The organism is Wolbachia endosymbiont (group A) of Epagoge grotiana (genome assembly GCF_947251775.1).
GTDB lineage: Bacteria > Pseudomonadota > Alphaproteobacteria > Rickettsiales > Anaplasmataceae > Wolbachia > Wolbachia pipientis.
This window is the reverse complement of sequence record NZ_OX366387.1, coordinates 727,745-748,177: the sequence shown is the minus strand read 5'-3', so window position 1 is coordinate 748,177 and position 20,433 is coordinate 727,745. Positions and strand designations below refer to the sequence as shown.

Here is a 20,433-nt window from a genome sequence, read left to right as displayed (position 1 = left end):
GATATACTTTTAGTGAGAGAACCAATGAATAAAATAACTTGCTTATCAAAAAAGCTCAAAGAATTTTTTAATGAAAAAGCAGAGAAAATCTCAATTACAACAAGGTTTATAAAAAGAAAGAGAAAGCTAAAAGGTTCATCATTCGTAAAAGCCATGGTCTTGGGTAATATAGGAGTTGATAATTGTAGCGTAGAAACAATGTGTCAATTACTAAACGAGGACTCGATAGATATAACAAAACAAGGTTTGGATTTTAGATTTACTGAAGAAGCAGTGGAATTTATGAAAAGGATGTATAATGAATCTGTGATTCTCTTTAAAAATATCTTGCAAGTTGATTGCAAAATCTTACAGCAATTTAATAGTGTTAAATTATTGGACAGTAGCTATATTACTCTACCTAACAGTATGGAAGAGATGTATAAAGGTTATGGTACTAGCTACAGTGGCTATGAAAGCAATACTAAGTCTGGAATAAAGTTACAATTAGTTTTCGACTACATGAATCAGATAATAGACCAACTTAATTTAACGGAGGGGGTAAGATCAGACCAGGGATATAGGAAACATTTAAGTAATATATTAAGCAATGATTTGCTAATATCTGATCTCGGTTATTTTGTGCCAAGTTCTTTTAAACAAATCAATGAAATAGGAGCTTATTTCATAAGTCGTTATAAATCCGATACCAACATATATGATGTAGAAACAAATCAAAAAATGGAGTTATTAGAATGTTTAGAGGATAAGTTATTTTTAGAAAACGAGGTATTGTTAGGAAAAGAAGCAAAAATTAGAGTAAGAATTATATGTCAGAAACTAACTGAAGAACAGTCTATGGCCAGAAGAAGGAAAGCTAATAGATTAGCAAGATCGCAGGGATATACATCCTCTAAAAGAAATCAAAAATTGTTGAACTGGTCAATATTTATAACTAATGTTCCAGAAAATAAAATTAGTGCTGAGCAAGTATTAACGATTTACAGAGTAAGGTGGCAAATTGAGTTATTATTTAAATTGTATAAAAGCCATATCAGGCTTGATAAGCTAAAAGGAAAGCCATGCAGAGTATTATGTGAACTATATGCTAAATTGTGCGCAATTCTTATATTTCACGGCATAGTTGGTTGCACAGAAGTGAAAAAGAATACAGAACTTAGCTTAACAAAGGCATTTATTGAGCTAAAAAGGCGGGTTAGAGAGTTATTTTTAGTATTAACCAAAATTAATAGTTTAAAAGCATTTCTTAAAAAACTCACTATAACTTGGTCGCGATTTTCATTAAAAGACAAACGTAGAAGGGCTAGAGTATCCACTTTAACCTCTCTAAATTTGCTCACAATCTCTTAACTTGACGCGTATGGTACAAAGTACAGGAGAGGTGTTTAAAGCAGTATAAAGATAATATGACAAGAGAGGATGAAGAGCAAAGTAGAGCATTATGTATTAGCGACAATACAAATTCATATTCTAGGTTAGTTTCAGATATCAGTAGAGATATAAGAGAGGAATTATTAACGAATATGTTACTTCCTATAACTAATAAAAGGGATAAAAATTATGATTCTATTTGTAATACTGATTATATGTACTCATCAATTTCAGATCAGGATCTTATTAGTTATGTACGTAATACTGAAATAAGTAGTCTATGTTCTATGGATACGAAGCAAATAGTTAAAATGTATGATACATTTGTTCATAAATCAAAGAACTTTGTGAAAGGGGTTATGGAGAGAAATTATTTTGGAAGTTTGGGGCAAAAAAAGGAAATTAGTGAAGAGTTAAGTGTTCTTAGAGGAAAAATTATAGTACAAGAAGGGGAAATTACTAAATATAAGAACTCTCTAAGAAAAATAAAAGATCGTTCTTTTTTGAGAGAGTGGTACAATGAATTAGTGAATACAGTAAAGAAAGACGTAAAAGAAAGAGAGGGGCACATATTACATAAATGCTTTCCTAAGGATATAAGAAGAGAAGACGTATTTATCGAAAAGCTAGGAAATCAATTCACTCTAGAAGTTATATCACGTCTTTTAAAAGAAACTGTTAGTGATAGGTGCAGTGAAGAGCAATTTTATCATCTACAAGATATAATGATGGATCAATTAGTGGACAATAGTAAGTTAGACTATCAGTCTTTTGTAGAGGGAATAAACACAAGATTAAGGGAAGAAATCAACAAGTGTAACAATAAGTTTAAGGAAATACTTGAGCTAATAATTAATGAGGTGAGACCAGATAAAGTTATGAAAGCAGAACAAAGTGTTCTGGATGATATGCTTCTGGAGGCAGTTACGCAAGGAAAGCAAAATAGTGCATTATTATTAATATGTAATGGTGCTAATATTAATTTAGAAAGAGAAAGGGAAGATAAAACGAAAGTGAAAGTAAAGGAAAAACTAGATGGGGAGATCTTAAAGAAACCAGGCTTTTTAGTGATTAGAAAGTTGTATAGCGATATGCCGTCAATTAAAGCAAGCTTACGCTTAAACCTAGATGTTCAAACATTTTATGAGTTTGTTGTAGAAGGGTCTTCACAGTCAGTAGGAAATTTTGAAGAATTTAAAGTAGAGGATATATTTACTCTTACAGAAATCAGGGACACTTTACCTGATAATACTGTAGTCAAAGAAGCCGCAGATTCCTTAGTAGAATGTGATAAACATAAGTTAATTATCAAAGAGCAGATCATGCAAAAACAAAAAGTTCTATGTGAGTTACAAAAGAAGTTCAATTCTAAGAAAAAAGAATACACAAGACCTTCATGGAAATAGGCTGCACTAGCTCCTATGGTTGTTATACCGTGGTATAGTTTAGCATATGCTGCTTTGTATGTTAGTGCTTGTTTAGCTTGTACTGCAGTTGACGTAGGTAGACCATGGAATGCAAGACGAAATGCTCAGAATGAGTTAGAGATAGCACAAGAAGACTTAGGCAGAGCAACAGAGATGTTTGAAGTTTTTTTAGAATATTTACAATGCTCTGTAGTAGCAGGAAGTGATATATTTAACGAAAGATGTAAGGAGATAGAGACAGAAATAGCAAATATAAAAAAGAGTGAGGAAAAGTGGGTTAATTTATCAAGTGTTTTGTCAGCATTTGAAAACGCACAGAAGGTTAGTAGTGAGAGTGCATCTTGTTTCAATACAAAATCTATTAAATTTAGTGAACTTGCTGGAGATATCATATGTAATAGAATGAGATATATGGATGAACTTAGTCAGCCAGATCAACCATGTAAAAGCACTGGTCAAACTATAGTAGCTGAGGATAGAGATAATGTAAAAGAAGAGGAGAGGGAAAAAAGGAAGAAGGCAGAAGCAAAAGTTCAAGATGCAGAAGCAAAAAATGAAGCTTATGAACGCTTACTATTGCAGCTAAAAAATGGAGAATTACCTCTCAGTGCGTTGAAGGATATAGAGATTGAATTTCCAGTTGCAGGACCTTCTCAGAAAAAATGACAATAGAAGAATTTATCAAGTTTTTAGAACGTAAAAAGCTAAAAGATGTTCTATACAAAAAACTTGAGTGGCAAAGTGATCATATTCCAAGTAATTACGTAGAAGTAGGGAAGTTGTTTGATGAGTTTGGCAAGCAGAAGATAGCATTCTACCTGAGCGGTGATGTGTCCTATTATGCAAGCAGAAGGAGGACTATTACTTGGCAAGCAGGAGCATTAATTTTTTCTTTTTGGTTAGGGTCACTGGTTTTATGTATTCAGCCCAATGGGCAAAAGAAATTATTAGCTCTATCGGGTTGGGCAGTATTGTCTGCCATTTCTTGGTATGCTGGGTATTCTTGGTGGCCAGGTTTACTTGACTTATGTTTTGCAAATAGAATTAAAGAATATGTTGAAGTGTATAGTGAGAAAGTTATGTTGAGTCATCCAAGGAATGAAGGGTATTCAGGTTATGTTGAGTCAATAAGAGGATTAGTAGATGTTTCAGAGTTTGAGATGCATGTAACATATTTACATGGTATTAGTAGCGAAGCCTTTAAAGAGTATAAAGAGCACCTTCTTGCAACAACACTTGTGAACCATAAAGAGACAAGAAAAAGATTTTTGAAATATGTGGAGGCATTACGTAGCGGGGAGATAACTAATGATGAATTTGAAGTACATGTATCTCGCCTTAGAGAATATAGTAGCATAAAGATCAATAAAGAGGAACGATACAGGTATAGTACTCTATTTGATGAAACAAGGAAGTTTTTTTGGAAAGTTGTTCCTTCTTATTGTGAAAATAGAGCAATATCTGAAAATGAAAGCATTGAAAATTTGTACAGAATATTAAGTGGAATAGATTACGAAAAGGCCACTTTAGGAGAAGTTTTAAAATCACTTGGTTTATTAGAGCTGGTAGGTGATTATAATATTGAATTAGTGTATGTGCTAAAAAAAATGCTATTTCAATATCACCCAGACAGAAATAAGCACGAAAAAGCCAAAGAGATTTTTACATTAATTAATGAAAATATACACAATCCGATATTCATAATACTTGATGATTTTGAAAAATATACAAATTGTTCCTACACTTCGTGTCAGCTAGATGAGTTTCTAACTTGGCGAATAGGAAAAATAAAAGAGATAAGAGAGGAGGAAGAGAGGAATTTACACCACATCTTGGAAGACAGAGGAAAAAAGGCACTGGCAGTTTATAAGCATCTTTTCTCTAAGGTTGGGCCAGAGGGTGCTAATTTTGGATATAGCATTTGGGATGAAAGGTTTTTCAAGTGCGAAAGGTCACCGGGTACATTTAAGATGGAAAATTATAGAAGCGAAAAAGCAGGTATTTTGAATGGGAAAGATGAAATATTAGTTGAATATAGGGAATTAGCAAGAGAATACATTGTATTGGGACAAAAGAAACTTTTGCATAGAGAGAAAAAGAAGCAGTTGGAAGACATAGAAGAAAACCACAGGAGAATAAAAGAAGAGGAAATAGAGGATCTGGATAATGAGATAGAAAATGATGAGAGGGGAATTAAAGAAAGAGAAAAGTGTCTGAAAGAAAAAAAGGAAAGAATGAAATCATTAGTAGAGTATTTTGTACCATTGTATGACCCGATGATAGAAAGGTATGAGGAAGAAATTAGTTATTTAAAGGATGTATGTGCTGGTAAGGTGGATTTTGCAAAAAAATGGAAAGTTCTCCATGAGTGGGATGAAGAAGAGATAGATAGGTGCAAAAGGAAAATAAAGCAAGAAAAACTCAACACTTTTGTAGATGAGAGAAGGCTGAGGTTATATCAAAAAAGGTTGGTAGAATTAAAAGAAGAGAAAGAAGTAATGGAAACTTTGCTAATTTACCTGTCTAAAGAAACGGCAAAGCCCGTGAGCTATAAAGAGTTAGCAGAACACTACTGTATTAAAGGAGAAGACAAGTTAGTGTCAGGAGTGGTTAAGTTAGGAACTAAATTGTGCCTTGTCTTGGACTATAACACTGGTAATCAAAAAGGTTTGGCAGGTGAATATATAAGTGTATGTCATGAATATGAACACTTAAAAAGCGAATATAAGTCAACTAAGCAACGAGAAGATATTGAGAATTTAAATGTACAATATGAAGATTTAAAGAATAGGTTCAAAACTGAAGAAGAAAAATATGAAGAGTCACAAAAAAACAAAAAAAAGGTAGATAAAAAGGAATTATTGGTAGTAATAAAGGAAAGAAAGAAAGCAGAAATAAAAGCTCAAGATGCAGAAGCAAAAGTTCAAGATGCAGAAGCAAAAAATGAAGCTTATGAACGCTTACTATTGCAGCTAAAAAATGGAGATCTACCTCTTAGTGCGTTACAGGACATGGATATTGAATCTTTAGTTGCAGGACCTTCTTGGAGGAAATAAGAGTTTTGGAGTTTCTATAGTGTGAAAGGTTTGAATTTGTAAATATTGTTTTATATATCCTTTCTATCATAGAGAATATCAAAAAATTATTTTTTATAAAAACACAAGTTTATTAGCGTCGCAAAAAAATTAAATATTTACTTTCTTCAAAAACGTAAAAATAGTACGTATATTTGCGAGAACGCGTTGCGTAAAAACGTGGTTGTAAAAATAAAAACGTAAAATTGTTACAACAAAGCTAAGCAAATTAGTTCATATCTAAATGTGGCAAAAGTAGGCTAATATAACTGATTTTATGGTATGGTAAAATTGTTATATAGTAAAGTTCGCACAGATCTAGCGGTAGACCAACACATCTCAAAGAAAAAACTTCTCACGTCTCTTGATTTGAGTGCTGAAAATAGCTATTTTATTGTCCCAAATTTGGGAGAAAAACCCTGGACCATCCTTTCAAGAATATAATTTTAAGCTGAAAAATTTGAAAGAATGTGGAATATTATAGAAAAAGCAGTCACTCTGTATATGAGTGTACATATCACATAGTGTGGATAACAAAATATCGATATCCAGTATTAGTTGGAGATATTGGTCAGAAAACAAAAGAAGTTGTACAAGAAGTATGTGGAGATAATCAAGTAGAAATTATCAGAGGTAGAGTTGCGTCAAGTCATGTACATGTATACGTTTCTGTACCCCCATACTTAAGTATTAGTAAGTTAGTGCAGTTAATAAAAGGAAAACTTTGTCAGAACTAGCGGAAATGTAACTGACGAAATGATAAAAAATTATATTGAAAATCACTCTAAAAAAGAAGATAAATTTGGTGACTTTCAAGTCGAAAGTTAGCATTCTATGCTCTCTCTCAATCTTTGGATTTCAATCCATAGTGGTTGAATTAAATTCTTAGTCAAGTATATTGCTGAATTAATAATAATTTATTTGATAGTAATAAAGAGGAATTGAGCTGATTTACAGCAAAAGCAAAGTTTAAAGATAGAAAAAAGCTTTTCTATAAGCTCAGCACAAAAACTTAAACAAAATAGATGAAATGTCAAAATATATATAAAAATTACTTGCATTGCCAATTGTATTTATTAGCATATAGCTATATCTAGTACAACATTAAGTTTTCATTTGAATATGGCTAGGGGGCTTTATTATGAAGATTGAACATTCAACAGACTATCTAAAAGGGGAAGGGGTTAATTCGAAAATCAATGAGCTATTAAGCAAGGGACAGTCAGAACAGCAACCTTTCTTAAAGCGTATTAGACGTGCTAACGGTAATCATAGTAACACCAAAGCATTTAAAGCACCGGAAGACGGTAGTTGTTTTTTCTGGTCCGTTGCTTTGGCTTACTTGATTCCTGTAAAAGACGATGAGCAAAGTTTTAGTAGAAGATATAGGAATTTGTTTGGAGATGATAGTGATCAGCAGTTTAATCACAATTATAATCAGAGGTTTGGTCATCCTCCTGACGTACTTGAAAAAGAAGCTGAAGTTAGAAATTTCCTTCAAAATTATAATCCTCTTTATGGTTATCCTGAAAATGATTCACTTAAAGAGTTAATGAGAAGAGTATTTCGTAATCGTGTAGTGGATTATGTTTCCTCTGAACAAGAACGTCTTCTTGGTCATATAGTAGAAAGTAAAAGAGAGCAATATATAGAAAATATGAGAATTGACAGTATTGATGTTTCATCATGGGCAGATAACCCAGAAATAGGTGCTGTGATGGAAAGGTTTAATATCGATCTTGATATTACTAGCCGTTACTTAGATAGGTCAATAGTTGGACGGGGTAATAACAACAACGTTGAACGTGTCAGCATCAGCTTATCTTATGTAAATAATAACCACTATAATTACCATCTCGATCAAGATATTGCTTGTGGTTATTATGATAAGCTGCTTAAGGACAGTTCTCGAGTTTTGAAAACCAGTTCGAAAAACGATCCAGTTCCTTTTAGTGGTGACTCAGATGAAGGAAATGAAGTTCCGCTTACCAAAAAGGACATTATTAATATTGCAGACATTGAATATGATTGGGGTGTAGGAGATAGCAGTGCAGTAATATTTGATGTAGTTGATACAAATGAACTTTTAAGGAAATGCACTAGTCAACTATTAGACAAAGTAAAGCAAAATAATAAACCTTTAGTTTATATAGTAGATCTAGGTAGCTCTTACTGGGTTACATTAGTTATTGTTTATCGTGACGAACAGTTTTTTGCTTACTATATTGATCCTCTTGGAAAAAAAGTAGACGATAATCTAAAGGAACATTTAAAAAAGGAAAATATTCACTGTCCAAATATTGAGGTCAAGCAAACAGATTTTAACACTGGAATATTTGCACTAAAAAACTTAGAAGTAATATTTAAAGGGAAACGAAGCACTCAAAAAGTAATATTAGAACAGAGGCCAAGCTTTTCAATAGGAATCAATGCAGAATTGGAAAAAATGAAGCCACCAAAGAATGGTCAAGGTTTAAAAGATGAAATTGGTAAGAATAATAAGTACAAAAGAGTAGGTTATGATGATTTAGAAAATCAACTGGATTTGCTATGTTCACAACTAAAAAGAGACAAAAATGGTGAAGCTACGTTTATAATTTTTTCTGATGATACTCATGGGGCAATATTAACTGTTGGATTTCGCGATGAGCAAGTTGTTGCCTACTGTGTTGCAAACGATAATACTTACAAGGATAATATCAAAAATTTACTTTCTCAAAAAGGTATTATTCCAATATTTGCCAGAGATAATATAAGTACACTGTTATCTAAATTTGATAATGATATTGAGCTGTTTATTCTACAAAGTGCAAAGGTAGTAACAAACTATTTTAAGAACCATGATTACATTACTCTTGCCAAGGATGAACTAAAGAAAGCGGTTTCAGGAAAAGAGATAGAAGGAGTCATTAATAGACTAAAGGCAAGAAACAAGATAGAAGATAAAATTGTAAGATGTAAATCTGTGATTGACAAGTATATTAAACAGTATAGGACTAAGCTAATTAGTAAAGATTTCACTGAAGCACAATCTAATATTTTAATCCTTTTTCTGGAGTCAATTGCACTAGAGGATGTGGAGCTTTCGCGTTCTTTAGGTGAAAAGCTTCGAAGGATTAGAACACGAATTATGGGGCAGGATAACCATAAAGATGAAGATTTTAAAGTTATCGATATAATACGTTCAAAGAATTTAGTGCATCGCAGTGATAGTAATATAAATACTATAATCGAATGTGGCGATATAAATAAATTTATCAGGGATGGAGTTAGTAGAGTTGAGTTCTTTGGGAAGTTGCAAACTTACTTGAATCAAATAATAGATAAGCTAAATAGAAAGACAATTGATAGTACTCATGAAATCAAGGTTGACTCCTTCTTTAAAACAGAGGGTGAAATAGAAAAGATCTCTTATAAAGTTAAAACAGAAGAGGAAATAAAAGAGTATTTATCTAATAGTTTTAGGAAGTTAGTTAACACAAATTCCTACTCATCTAAAGATACACAGATGATAATGTTTAAATTAGTTGTAAATGTTATACCTTTGTTAGAAGGTTTGTACAGTGATAAAAAGAAAAATAAAGATAAAAAGTTAGAAATAGAGGAATTACGAAATATACAAAAAGAAAAAAATGAACTTATGCATAACTTTCACAAATATGAGAGTGAAATAGCCAGAAAGTTTGAATTAAAAAAGTTTATAGACAAAATAAAACCCACTTTCTTTAAGTATATTTATAGTCAAAGAATTTATGAATTATTGAAAGGATCTACTCTTCAATTTTCAAAAAATACAATAGAACTAAAGCTCAAAAATTCATTAAGGGAACTTTTAAAAGATTTTAATTATGTTGCTGATGAGTTTGGAGATCAAAACAAAGCTGTTACCTTTCAGTCTATAGCCTCAATGCTGGAACCATCAACATCATCAGAAGATTCTCTTAGAAATTTCATAAGCAACTATGTTAAGTTAATGCATTTTATTGATAATGAGGATGAAATACAAAAAAGAAAGAAAAAAGGTCCTTCATTACCACAACGGTATGATCAGCTTACTGATAATTATGATCGGCTAAGTGATATGAGGTTGTATGTATATGAGCATTTTAATCTCCTTAAGCAACTGTACTCAAAGGGTTCATCATATGAATCTGAATATAAGCTAATCGAAGTGCAACTTGCAAAGGAATTGAAAAAAAAATGTGGAATACTAAAACCCAGCTTTGAATCAATCGTTGATCTATATGTGAAAGGTGGGAACAACATAAATGGGGATCAGTTCATTAAAAGAATTTATGATGATATTGGTACTGTATCTAAAATAAAAGGGAAAGGCAAGGATCTTAAGATTAGTGATATAATCGAATCTTATGGCAAGAGGGAAAGCTTGCAAGCTAAAAAGGGATCTACTGAAGAAAAATTCAAAAGTATTCCTAAAGGTGAGATAGTAAATATCAATGGAGTGGATGTCAGTACTGATAGGTTTGTTGTAAACATACTTAAGCTATTTGACAGTATAGCTAGCCAATATAAAAACGTCTTTAATAATGTAGAGGAAGCTTTTAATGACGAAACTTTTCTTAGCTTCTTGACGCATAATAACATAAATTTCTCCAGTCAAGTTTGGGACAAGTTACTAAGAATAAATTATCTCTCTCCTTACATTGTAGAATTGATTGTAAGAGATCAACTTAATGATCAAAGTGGACTAATAAGTAGAGGCTTAGTTAATTTTGATGCGTTCAATGGAATAATAGAAAAATTATTAGAAAGTAATTTACGTGTTGTACATCTTAAAAAGCTGTTAGAGATAAGCGATGATAAACTTCTAACAATACTTGGTCAAAATAATGTAAGTCTTAATAGAGAAAATATCAAATCAGAGCTCTATAAGCAAGTTTGTGAAAGAATAAGAATAGATAATGTAAGTAATCTTTATCAGCTACTTGAAGATGAAGTTCATGCTAATAAAATTTTAAACAAGTTAAGCGAAATAATAATACCGGGAAATGCTAATAATTTAGATCAGCAAAGAATCGATCTAATAAAAAGTACTCTAGATTTATTGGATAGAGTGTCTGAGGAATTAATCTATAAAAAGGATTACGAAAGCCTACATAAGATTTTAAATAGTGCAGGAGTTGAGAATTTAGTTAGTACGCTACTTCAGATTGATAATTCAGATTTATACGCATTAAAGATTCGTCGCAGGATAGCAGTTATAGAAAATGAGAAAGATGAAGAATATGACACTGCAAAAAGGACTTTGGAAGATATTAAGGATAGAATACAACTTAATGCGCAAGAAGATACACAGAGTTTTTTCCTTTTAGTTTCAAGTGACATAGCATATACAAAACATTTAAAAGAAGAATACAAGGAAGCTTATAAAGAATACGAAGCTTTGTATAAAAAAATGATTGAATTATCACTTAATCGCTCTATTGATGATTGGAGTAAATTCTATCTAGTTGGTACTTACAATAAAGTTATGAAGTCTCAAAAATATGTGAGTATTTTGGAATATTCCCCAAAGTATCTTGACATTTTAAAAATCAGAAGTGATATGGCGTATGAGCTGAGATCTTTTGCTTTGAGTAAAGAAAAAGAATCACAAGATGAAGCTTTAAAAAGTTATGAAGATGCACTTAAAATTTATGAAGAGGTTTATGAAATAAAAGCAACTGATTCAGTACTTGGCCAAGATATTGTGAAGAATATTCGTGACATTGCATATGTTAATAACAATCTTGCTAAATTAAAATTATCTGGCCTCACAGATGAGGTAAAACTAAATGAAGCATTAAGCCATTATGACAAGGTTCTTGAAATGTACAGTCGGGTACTGAGAATTCAAGAAAAAGAGCAGTGGGAAACTCATCCAGCAAATTCAAAAACTATACAAGATATTATACAAGCTATGCATAATGTTGCTTATGTAAATAATAGACTTGGCTCGTCAAAATCATCAAATAATCCAGAGGAAGCATTAGAACATCACAAAAAAGCATTAGAAATCTATCAACAAGTCTATGAGTTTCAAAAAGGTAGCTTAGGTGAAGAACATAAGTATACTTTAAAGACTAAAAAAAGTGTTTCATATACACACAATCAACTTGCTCATTTGTATGATAAGGTTGGTAATATAGATGAAGCAATATCACATTGTCGAGCAAATCTCATACTTTTAGAAGTTAATAGTGAAGAATATAAGAAGGCAAAACCTTTTCTTGACAAGTTAACACTTGATAAACAAAATCCAACTCTACCCTCATTACAGAAGTGCTTAAAAGGTAGAAAGAAAAGAAACGCTGAAGGAGAATGTTTATTCACCTGGGAAGATGTGGATAAATTTAATGCAGAAAAAGATGAGAAAAGAGATTTAAGCAAAATTAAGATAGATAGCGAAAAATTCGTTAATTATATTAAAGATCTGGCAGAAGAAAAACGTGATCAGTTAATTCAGCTAGCAAGTGGGGTAAAGGTTACCGGTGAATCTCAGAGTTTGGTTAATAAGCTGATTGGTAATCAAAAAGTCATAAGTCATCTAAATAGAGTAGGAAGAGTTTCTGGTATAACTATGCATGGAATGATGGCTAAAAATGTTCTAGCTGACTTTCTAAATGGAGATTATCAAGGTGTAGCAGTTAATGTTGGCTTTATTGCCGGTGGTCAAGGATTTGCTAAAGTTGCTGAAGCTGCTTCTCTTAAAGGATTAAAATTAGCTTCAGAAGGAAAGTTATTACTTGGTACATCTTTAAGAGCAGCATCTCCTTTCCTTGCTCGTGGTACTTCTGCTTTTGTTGTCTATGATCTAGTAAATCAAGTGAAAGCATTTAAAAATGGTACGGAAGAAGCACTGGTTGGCGTAGTAGGAGATAGTATTTACTTGGGAGTTGACGCTGCAGAGATTGGTATAGAAGTTGCTGAAGCTTTTGAAGTACTAGAAGGAGTATCAAGTGTTACTGGTCCTATTGGAGCTGCAATTGGCGCTGTAGTATTTGTTGGTACTGATGTTTACATGGCAGTAAAGAGAGTTGATAAAATTGATGAGCTTATTCATTTAACTGGAAAAGAGAAGTTTATTGAAGGTTTACGTGCGTTTATAGGTATGCAACCTGAAAATCATATACAAGAGTTATTGCAAGAAAAAGAAGTAAGTAATGAATTAGTAAGGCAAGGACTTGAGTATTTAAAGCAACATAGCGATATTCAAAGCTATGTATTTCCTACTGGTAAGTCAGTTGTAGATTCTTGTCGTAGAGTACCATATAAAACAAGTATATGTGCTAGTGGAGGATTTGGGGGTGGATGCCTTAGAGCAAGCACAGTTACACGTTATTCTGAGAAATGTACAACTAAGTTTGAGGTAGATTTAGACAGTACAGTACAGCTTGATAGAAAAAGAACTGATATAAAATGGAGCAGAGCAAAGCCAGATAATCCAAGTGGTGGAGAATTGTTTTGTTTACCTAAAGGAAATCATGAACGTGTTCCAAGTTATGGATCTTATTTGTGTAAAAATGCAATTGGCATAACTGACTTATCTACTAATAAAACAGGAAGTTATACTCTAATTAACTTAGGAGAAGGTGAAGATTATGCAAAAGGATTTATAGATAGTGCAAATATCTTTGTAGTAAATAGTGGATATAAACAATATCAAGGTGGTAGTAAAGACGATATATTCATTTTACAGGGAAATTCTATAAGGGGATACTTGTATGGAGAAGATGGGATTAATACTTTAGATCTTACAGGATTTGCTTTGAAAGCTAAAAATGTAGATGTCGTTTTAGATAGAGGAGATATAATATATGACAATCATCATATATTAAAAGCGTTTGGAATGAACAGGGTTCTTGGTAGGAAAGGTAAGGTAGACCGTATATTTAGTACATGTGATACACAGCTTTTAGATGGAAAAGGCGGTGCTGAAAATAATTTGGATGTTATAGTAATAGATAATAATAATTGTACTTATAAGATGCAAATGACAGTAAGACCTAATACTATAATATTTAATCGTGCATTGGAAGGTAATTTCCATTATACAGTACCATATGCACTTGGTAGCGCTAAAGTTGATTTCATTTATACTGCTGAAGCATTGAACTTAAATAATACTTTTGCATTTGAGTATGAGCCTGCTCAGATAAAAAATGTCGACGTGAGAAATATAAATGTACTAAATAAGACTTCACATATAATCACGTTCAATTTTTCACCAATGTCAGACAAGGAATTTAATATAACAATCTCTGGTGCATCTAATCCTTCTTATAGACTAGGTAATAATACTGAAATAAAAGTAGGAAATAAGGGTAACCTGTACATGCTTGAGAACACTAATAAATCTGTTAATGAAATTATAAAGGATTACTTAGTTGTAGCAAATCGACTAAATAGAATGTCATTCTTTATACAATCACTATTAAGCAATGAAACTGTTGCAATAGGAAGTGGAAATTACGAGGTAATACATAATAATCCACTACAAAAGAGTCACTTAGTAGGCAATGGTGGTGAAAATGTATATGTGATTGATTCTGAAAGCAAAAGGTTTGAAATTCCTCTACCTGAAGTGGTTATTTATGACCTTGATGTAGAAAGTTCAGTAGATACGATTGATTTAAGAAGCTTAGTACAACAAGCAAGAGGTGAGTTCTCAAATAATTTTAAATTACAAGTTCTTAAATCTGCAAGTGATTTGTTACTAAAAGCAATAGTAGAAAAGCCAATAGGAGATTCATCGATAAGTGAAAAACATGAGTATTTTACCGTTAGATTAAAAGATGGGGTTAATTGGTATAACAAGACTCATGTAATTATGGACAACGTTCCTATGAGAATCAGCCTTGATAATGATGAATGGAGTTTAAAACCACAGCCTTTAATGTTTGAAAAGGATAAAGAAGTTATTGTGGTAACGAATCAAGACGTGGAAAAAGGTACTGAGCTTATCACGCCTAGAAAAGGAGGAAATTATACGTTTGTTCGTAGTAATGGTAATGATTTAATGATAACTAATGCTTTTGATGCTAGTATTACTAAAGACGATCTCTGTACTATTACACTCAGTAAGTTTTATGAAAAACCTAAAATGGCAACATTATCAATAAAGTTTGCTGATAAGGAAATAATTCTAGAAGATCATCAGGAAGAAATAAGTACTGCAAGAAACGTGAATGTTGTGAAAAAAGAACATAAGGAACAAGTTTATCATGACGTTTTCAATTGTACAGAACCAGAAGTAATGATGTTATCTGATCAACCTGTGGCTCACAAGCATAGACATAGCAGACGCAGACAGCAAACTCGTCATCGTCGCAGTGAGAATATTACAAGTAATGGTACAAGACCATCTTCATGGATAAATGATTTGTTTAGTTGGGTGAAAAGTTCTGTAGGTGGGTTATTTTATTCTAGAGCTGCTTTACCTGAGGAAACATCAAATACTGCAAGTTCAATACCACAAGTTGATGCGCCAATAGATGTAAATAGTACGATAATGTTACTTGATGTGCTTGTTAGAAAGGTTACGGGTCAAAAGTATATTTCTACAGCAGATCAATCTATATCTTCACTAGAAGCACAGGGCTATGCACTCGATATTACAAAGGGATTTGAGAAAGTAGTAGAGCAAGCTGGATTAAAAAGTGGTGTATCAATGCATCGATTAAATATTGATTATATGGGAATGCAGAAAGATATTGTTAGAAAAGTCGTAAGAGGTCAATTTAATGAGATCTCAGGAGTTTTAAGCTCGTATTTAGAGAAAGCATGTCCTAGTAGAGAAGCAGGATGTCCTGGTAAATTAAGTTCTAAAAAGTTTGACAAGTTTATAGCTCAATTTAATAATGGGCTGCTAAGTCAATCAATAGAGCAGATATTACACAACGGAGATGGTAGATTAGAAGTTGATGGTGCAAAGCAAATGAATTTAGAGCCTCAAAGTTATTTAAGTAATGCTTCAGTTCACAGCTATTCAGAAGTATCAAATTGTCTTTCTGAGATAGGAGTAACCAAACTTGGAGGTAATCTCAATAGGTAGGTTATAATATAAGAGGTGGAGCTATAATATGCCAAGTAGTGGAAAATTTAAAGTGAGGGTAGCCAAAATAATTAGGGATACCAGACTAAGTTTGATGATCCCAATACTAAAATGGATGAAATAGGAATAAGAAATACAAGACTAGAATTGGTAAATAAGTGGTTAATGTGTTTTCCATATTGAACTTACAGCACGTAGCTTTGATATAGAAGTTTGGGTAATGTTATGATAGTAATTTATATAATTCTATGTGCAATCTTTATAGCCATTTTAGACAGTTCACTAGATTCTTAATTAGGGGATATGTCTAATTTAGGAAAGATTTTCATCAATGTTGAAGTGAATAAGTAGGGATATTATGTTTTTTCTTTGAGTTGTGAAATTTCAGAATGAGAAAAACCTGTAGTTTGTGATATGATATCAGTAGAGACACCAGCTTTAAGTAGTTTTTTTGCCACAGCTATTTTAGCTTGTTTTTCGCCCTCTGCCTTGCCTTCCTGTCTACCTTTTTCATGGCCGATTTGGATGCCTTCTTTCCTGCCCTTCTCTTCTCCAATTTGGATTCCTTCATGTTTAGCATCGTCAAGTTTTTGTTCTAAGATAGCAGCTTCTTTTTGTAAATCCATTACCCTTTCTTCATAAGCTACAAGATCTTTCTCATTCCAATGAAACTTATCTAACTCATCATATGCTAACTTTATTATCGGTGACTTTTCTGCTATTTTTCTTAAATCTTCATCAGTTGTCTCTTCTGCGTATTTGAAGAAAAATAGCCAACGATCTACTACATTTTCTAGCTGCTCTTCTCTGCTCTTAGGAAACTTTGGCAACTCAATGAAGATAAATTGAAAATCTTTTAAATCATGCTCGTTAGTTTTTTCATCTCTTATGGTATGGCTAGATATATAATCAAGCTTATCAGGAAATAAATTACAATTGGAAATAGCAATAAAGAAAACCTTCTTTAAATCAATATACTTACCGCCTTTATCAGCCTGTCTTGAATAAGCCTTAGCAGCGTAAAGTTGAGCGCGTTTTTCAAATCCTTTATCACGAGCGAGTTGCATCTCAATCACGTACCTTGCCCCAGTAGAATCCCTGCACAGGACATCAACAATACTCTGCTTATCAGAAGCAATTTCAGGGTCCATAATGGTGCTAAGGAATTCGACTTCTTGTATAGTATTTATTTCAGTAAACCCTAAAATATCATTCAAAAAGTGGATAAGGATATTCTTATTTTTTTCAGTACCGAATATTTTTTTAAATGTTAAGTCTAATTTTGGATCGAGAAACTTCGAGAGAGCCATAGCAAGAGTACCTAAAAAGCATTAATAATTATACACAATTCTGAAGAAATATTCAACTAAAATGCAAACATAGAAGTTTTTGTATATCTTTGTTTGGTAGTATTAACATGTATAATATTTATGGCAAACATCTCAATAAGGTATCAGATAGCACAAAAAGTAAGGAACTGGAGGTTAAAGCGAGGATATACTCAAAAAGATTTAGCGAAGAAAGTCAGTGTAACGTATCAAGTAGTACTACAATATGAAAAAGGAACACGTAAAATTTCGATTGAAAAATTGTATGCTATAGCAGAGATATTGTCGATTGGTATTGTAGACCTAATTCCTGTATCAAATGAGAAAGCCTGCTTTAAAAATGAGGAACTAAATCTAATAAGAAAATATAAAACGATTAATAATCAGGAGTTACGTAGAATGTTTTGTTTGCTAACCAAATTTGTCCAAATTAGTGAGAAAAGTAGTAGAAAATCGGAAAAAATAAAAATTGCAAAGAGTCTGGTTAAAGCAGGAGTTTCTGTTGATATTGTTGCAAAAACAATTGGTCTGTCTGCTGATGAATGTGTTGAAGAAAAAGTTGGTTCTATCTACTACCAAATAGGCAAAAAGATAAAGGAGTGGAGGGCAGTACGGGAGTATACTCAAAAGGATTTGGCTGAGAAAATGGATACAACACGTGATGAAATAAGCAACTATGAGCAAGGACGTGTGGCCATTCCACTGGAAAAATTATATGCAATAGCAGAAACATTATCAATTAGCATTACAGATCTGCTCATAGAGGAAGATGAGATAGTAGAAAGTGAGCTACCTGATTTAATAAAAGAATACAAAAAAATTGAGAGTCAAGAATTACGCTATGCGCTAATAAAATCTCTGTTTGAAAGCATACAAATTTGTGAGGAGAAAATTAGAGAAGAAGAAAGAATCAAAATTGCAAAAGATTTAGTAAAAGAAGGAATTTCTGTTGATATTATTTTGCAAGCGGTAGGCATCTCTTTGAACGAAATTCAACAAATTTAAAATAAAAAATCATTATATATTAATATTTTTACTTCTTAATGAAAAAATAAGTAAAAAAGATTGAAAAATTGATTTGACTTCACTCGAAAGCTATGGCTCTATGCCAATGCTGATAAAAAAACAGCAGTAAATATTTAAAAAAAGTTTGTTGTTAGTGAAGGGTAAATTATATGAATAAAAGTAAAGAAGAAATCGAATTCAGAATATTAGAAAGCAAAGGCAAAGCACTACTTGATCGTGAAATAATGGAAACGTTTTTAAGTGCAGTACATGAAAGACCACAAGCTCAAGAAATTGCTAAAAATCTGGTGAACACTTATACGGGAGTAGGAAGGATTTTAGGCCGAGAAATGGATGACCTGAAAGTTATAGAAGGAGTAACTGATTCTGCAGTAGCAATGATTATGTGTGTTAAGGAAACACTAGAAAGGGTACTGAAAGAAAAGCTTAAGAGTGAGCCAATAATGGACTTACAAGGGCTAGTAGAGTACTTAAACGTAAGTATAGGTCATGCAGAGAGGGAATGTGTAAAAATACTGTACTTGAATAAAAGGCGTCAACTAATTGGAGAAGAATCCTATATTGGTGAAATGGAAAAAGCACCAGTATACATAAAGGAAATTATAAGAAAAGCATTAATAAAGAATGCAACATTAGTAATAATGTCACACAACCATCCTGGGGGACGCTTAGAACCATCAGAAGAAGATCAAGAAGTAACGAAGAGCTTAGCAGCAGCATGTAGTACTGTAAGCGTTAGGTTATTTGATCACATTATCATCACAAGTGGTGGCTATTTTAGCTTTAGAGAAAACGGATTGTTATAGCAGAAAGTATTTGCAAATCTACTCACTATAATTTATAATAAGTAATACAGTGTATAATAACTATACACTTAGAAAGTATATTTAATAGCGGAGGCTAATATGAATAATAAAATAATTGTACCTTTTAGTGATAAAGAGGGGGGTGTTTACGAGTTAAACGTTGATCTTGATAGATTATCAAAAGGTGAGATGTTAAATGCTATTGTAGGAATTGGTCGTACTAAGGAGCAATCCACCTTTGTAAGCAAAATTAATAATGCTAAAAAGCTTGGAGATAAGGAAGTAGTACCTTTCCCTTGTAGAGAAGTTCGCGAAAACCAAATCAACTATGGGAAAGGATTTGACTATATTTATGGCACAAAACCTTTGAGTAATCAAGCAGATTATCCAGAAGGGTTAAATCCATTTGCTTCAGCTTTGCAAAAAATAAAGCCAAGTATAAGCGAAAGCGAAAAGTTGAGCTGGTTTAAAAGTGAAGTGGTAGAGGCAAAAAACGTAAATGAATTGCACAAAACTATAGACCAAGTACTAGCCTCTGGAGCAAGAATAAATGCATATAACGATGGGGAATGGAGCATTGCAGAGTATGTAGTATTGGGTACACATTTTCATAAATTTGATAAGACTGATCGAAAAAAGATAATGCGTAAATTAATGCTAAGTGGTGCAGATTTTCATGATACTTTATTGCAGAATAAACTAATAGGTGAAATCTATAATGAGCTACAGCCAGAAGTTCAGCCACAGATAGATGAGAGACTAGAAGAACTAGAGAAAGCTGGCGAAAATGCTATGCAAGAAGGAGAATTAATAGATGTTGAGATAGATAATACAACATCGTATATAGAATTTTCTGGGGATAGCAAGGTAGAGGTAGCCAAAATACTGAGAGAGTTAGGAATTAATATTTTAAAAATTGGCAATGATGCAGTTGAGGTTAAAAGTGAGAAGGGAGGTATAAGAAACTATATCGATATGTCAGATGAAAGCTCTATCATGTTAGAATTTCCTACAAGCATTGGTAAGCTAAATATTATATTGTACCACGATGTAAAAAAATATGATCAAGTACAAGTCAGAGTAGAAAACAAGGAAATGTGGGCTGAATTACAAAAAAGAGGCGAAGAAATAGGAAAAAACTGCCTTTTTGGAGGAGTGAAACTTCAAGAAGCAGTAGAAAAGGGAAGTTTTATGAGGTGTGGCATATGGAATAGCAAGCAGCTTATGAAGGAGGTTGATAGCCCAAGTGAAAAATTGTTTTCATGGGCAGACAAAGTACGTGAAAATAGTAAAGAAACTTGTAGGGCACTTTAATTTAAAGGTTCCAGAGTCTGGCTATTATATCTG

At 32.5% G+C, this 20,433-nt stretch carries 9 protein-coding genes and 1 pseudogene; 9 read left to right on the top strand and 1 reads right to left on the bottom strand.

Annotated elements, in window-relative coordinates:
* The first annotated feature begins 24 nt into the window (after positions 1-24).
* The 6 genes and pseudogenes from OPR50_RS03445 (at position 25) to OPR50_RS03420 (ending at position 15,926) form a co-directional block, all read left to right on the top strand.
* Entirely contained in the window at positions 25-1,350 is a 1,326-nt protein-coding gene (locus tag OPR50_RS03445; RefSeq protein ID WP_264339118.1) for an IS4 family transposase, read from the top strand.
* A gap of 56 nt (positions 1,351-1,406) precedes the next feature.
* Positions 1,407-2,777 (top strand): hypothetical protein, encoded by a 1,371-nt coding sequence (locus tag OPR50_RS03440; protein WP_265024272.1) that lies wholly within the window; start codon positions 1,407-1,409, stop codon positions 2,775-2,777.
* A 15-nt stretch (positions 2,778-2,792) separates the two neighbouring features.
* Positions 2,793-3,464 carry a hypothetical protein gene (locus OPR50_RS03435; protein WP_265024271.1) on the top strand — a complete coding sequence of 224 codons (672 nt, stop codon included), beginning with the start codon at positions 2,793-2,795 and terminating at the stop codon, positions 3,462-3,464.
* Complete coding sequence (locus tag OPR50_RS03430; protein WP_265024270.1) at positions 3,461-5,854, top strand: hypothetical protein; 2,394 nt, start codon at positions 3,461-3,463, stop codon at positions 5,852-5,854. The genes OPR50_RS03435 and OPR50_RS03430 overlap by 4 nt, the downstream gene beginning before the upstream one ends.
* Positions 5,855-6,342: 488 nt before the next feature.
* Positions 6,343-6,700: pseudogene (gene tnpA / locus OPR50_RS03425) on the top strand (IS200/IS605 family transposase).
* A gap of 313 nt (positions 6,701-7,013) precedes the next feature.
* Positions 7,014-15,926 carry a latrotoxin-related protein gene (locus OPR50_RS03420; RefSeq protein WP_265024269.1) on the top strand — a complete coding sequence of 2,971 codons (8,913 nt, stop codon included), beginning with the start codon at positions 7,014-7,016 and terminating at the stop codon, positions 15,924-15,926.
* A gap of 356 nt (positions 15,927-16,282) precedes the next feature.
* On the opposite strand, the gene OPR50_RS03415 is transcribed toward OPR50_RS03420, so the two are convergent.
* Positions 16,283-17,236: an Rpn family recombination-promoting nuclease/putative transposase gene (locus tag OPR50_RS03415; protein WP_264704340.1), complete on the bottom strand. Its 954-nt coding sequence runs from the start codon at positions 17,234-17,236 to the stop codon at positions 16,283-16,285.
* A gap of 120 nt (positions 17,237-17,356) precedes the next feature.
* Here OPR50_RS03415 and wmk point away from each other — a divergent pair, with 120 nt between their 5' ends.
* From wmk to OPR50_RS03400, 3 genes are all read left to right on the top strand, one after another.
* Positions 17,357-18,259: a WO male-killing family protein Wmk gene (wmk, locus tag OPR50_RS03410; RefSeq protein WP_265024268.1), complete on the top strand. Its 903-nt coding sequence runs from the start codon at positions 17,357-17,359 to the stop codon at positions 18,257-18,259.
* 170 nt (positions 18,260-18,429) lie between these two features.
* Positions 18,430-19,086 carry a JAB domain-containing protein gene (locus OPR50_RS03405; RefSeq protein ID WP_264330402.1) on the top strand — a complete coding sequence of 219 codons (657 nt, stop codon included), beginning with the start codon at positions 18,430-18,432 and terminating at the stop codon, positions 19,084-19,086.
* 99 nt (positions 19,087-19,185) lie between these two features.
* Positions 19,186-20,400 carry a hypothetical protein gene (locus tag OPR50_RS03400; RefSeq protein WP_265023935.1) on the top strand — a complete coding sequence of 405 codons (1,215 nt, stop codon included), beginning with the start codon at positions 19,186-19,188 and terminating at the stop codon, positions 20,398-20,400.
* Positions 20,401-20,433 lie beyond the last annotated feature (33 nt).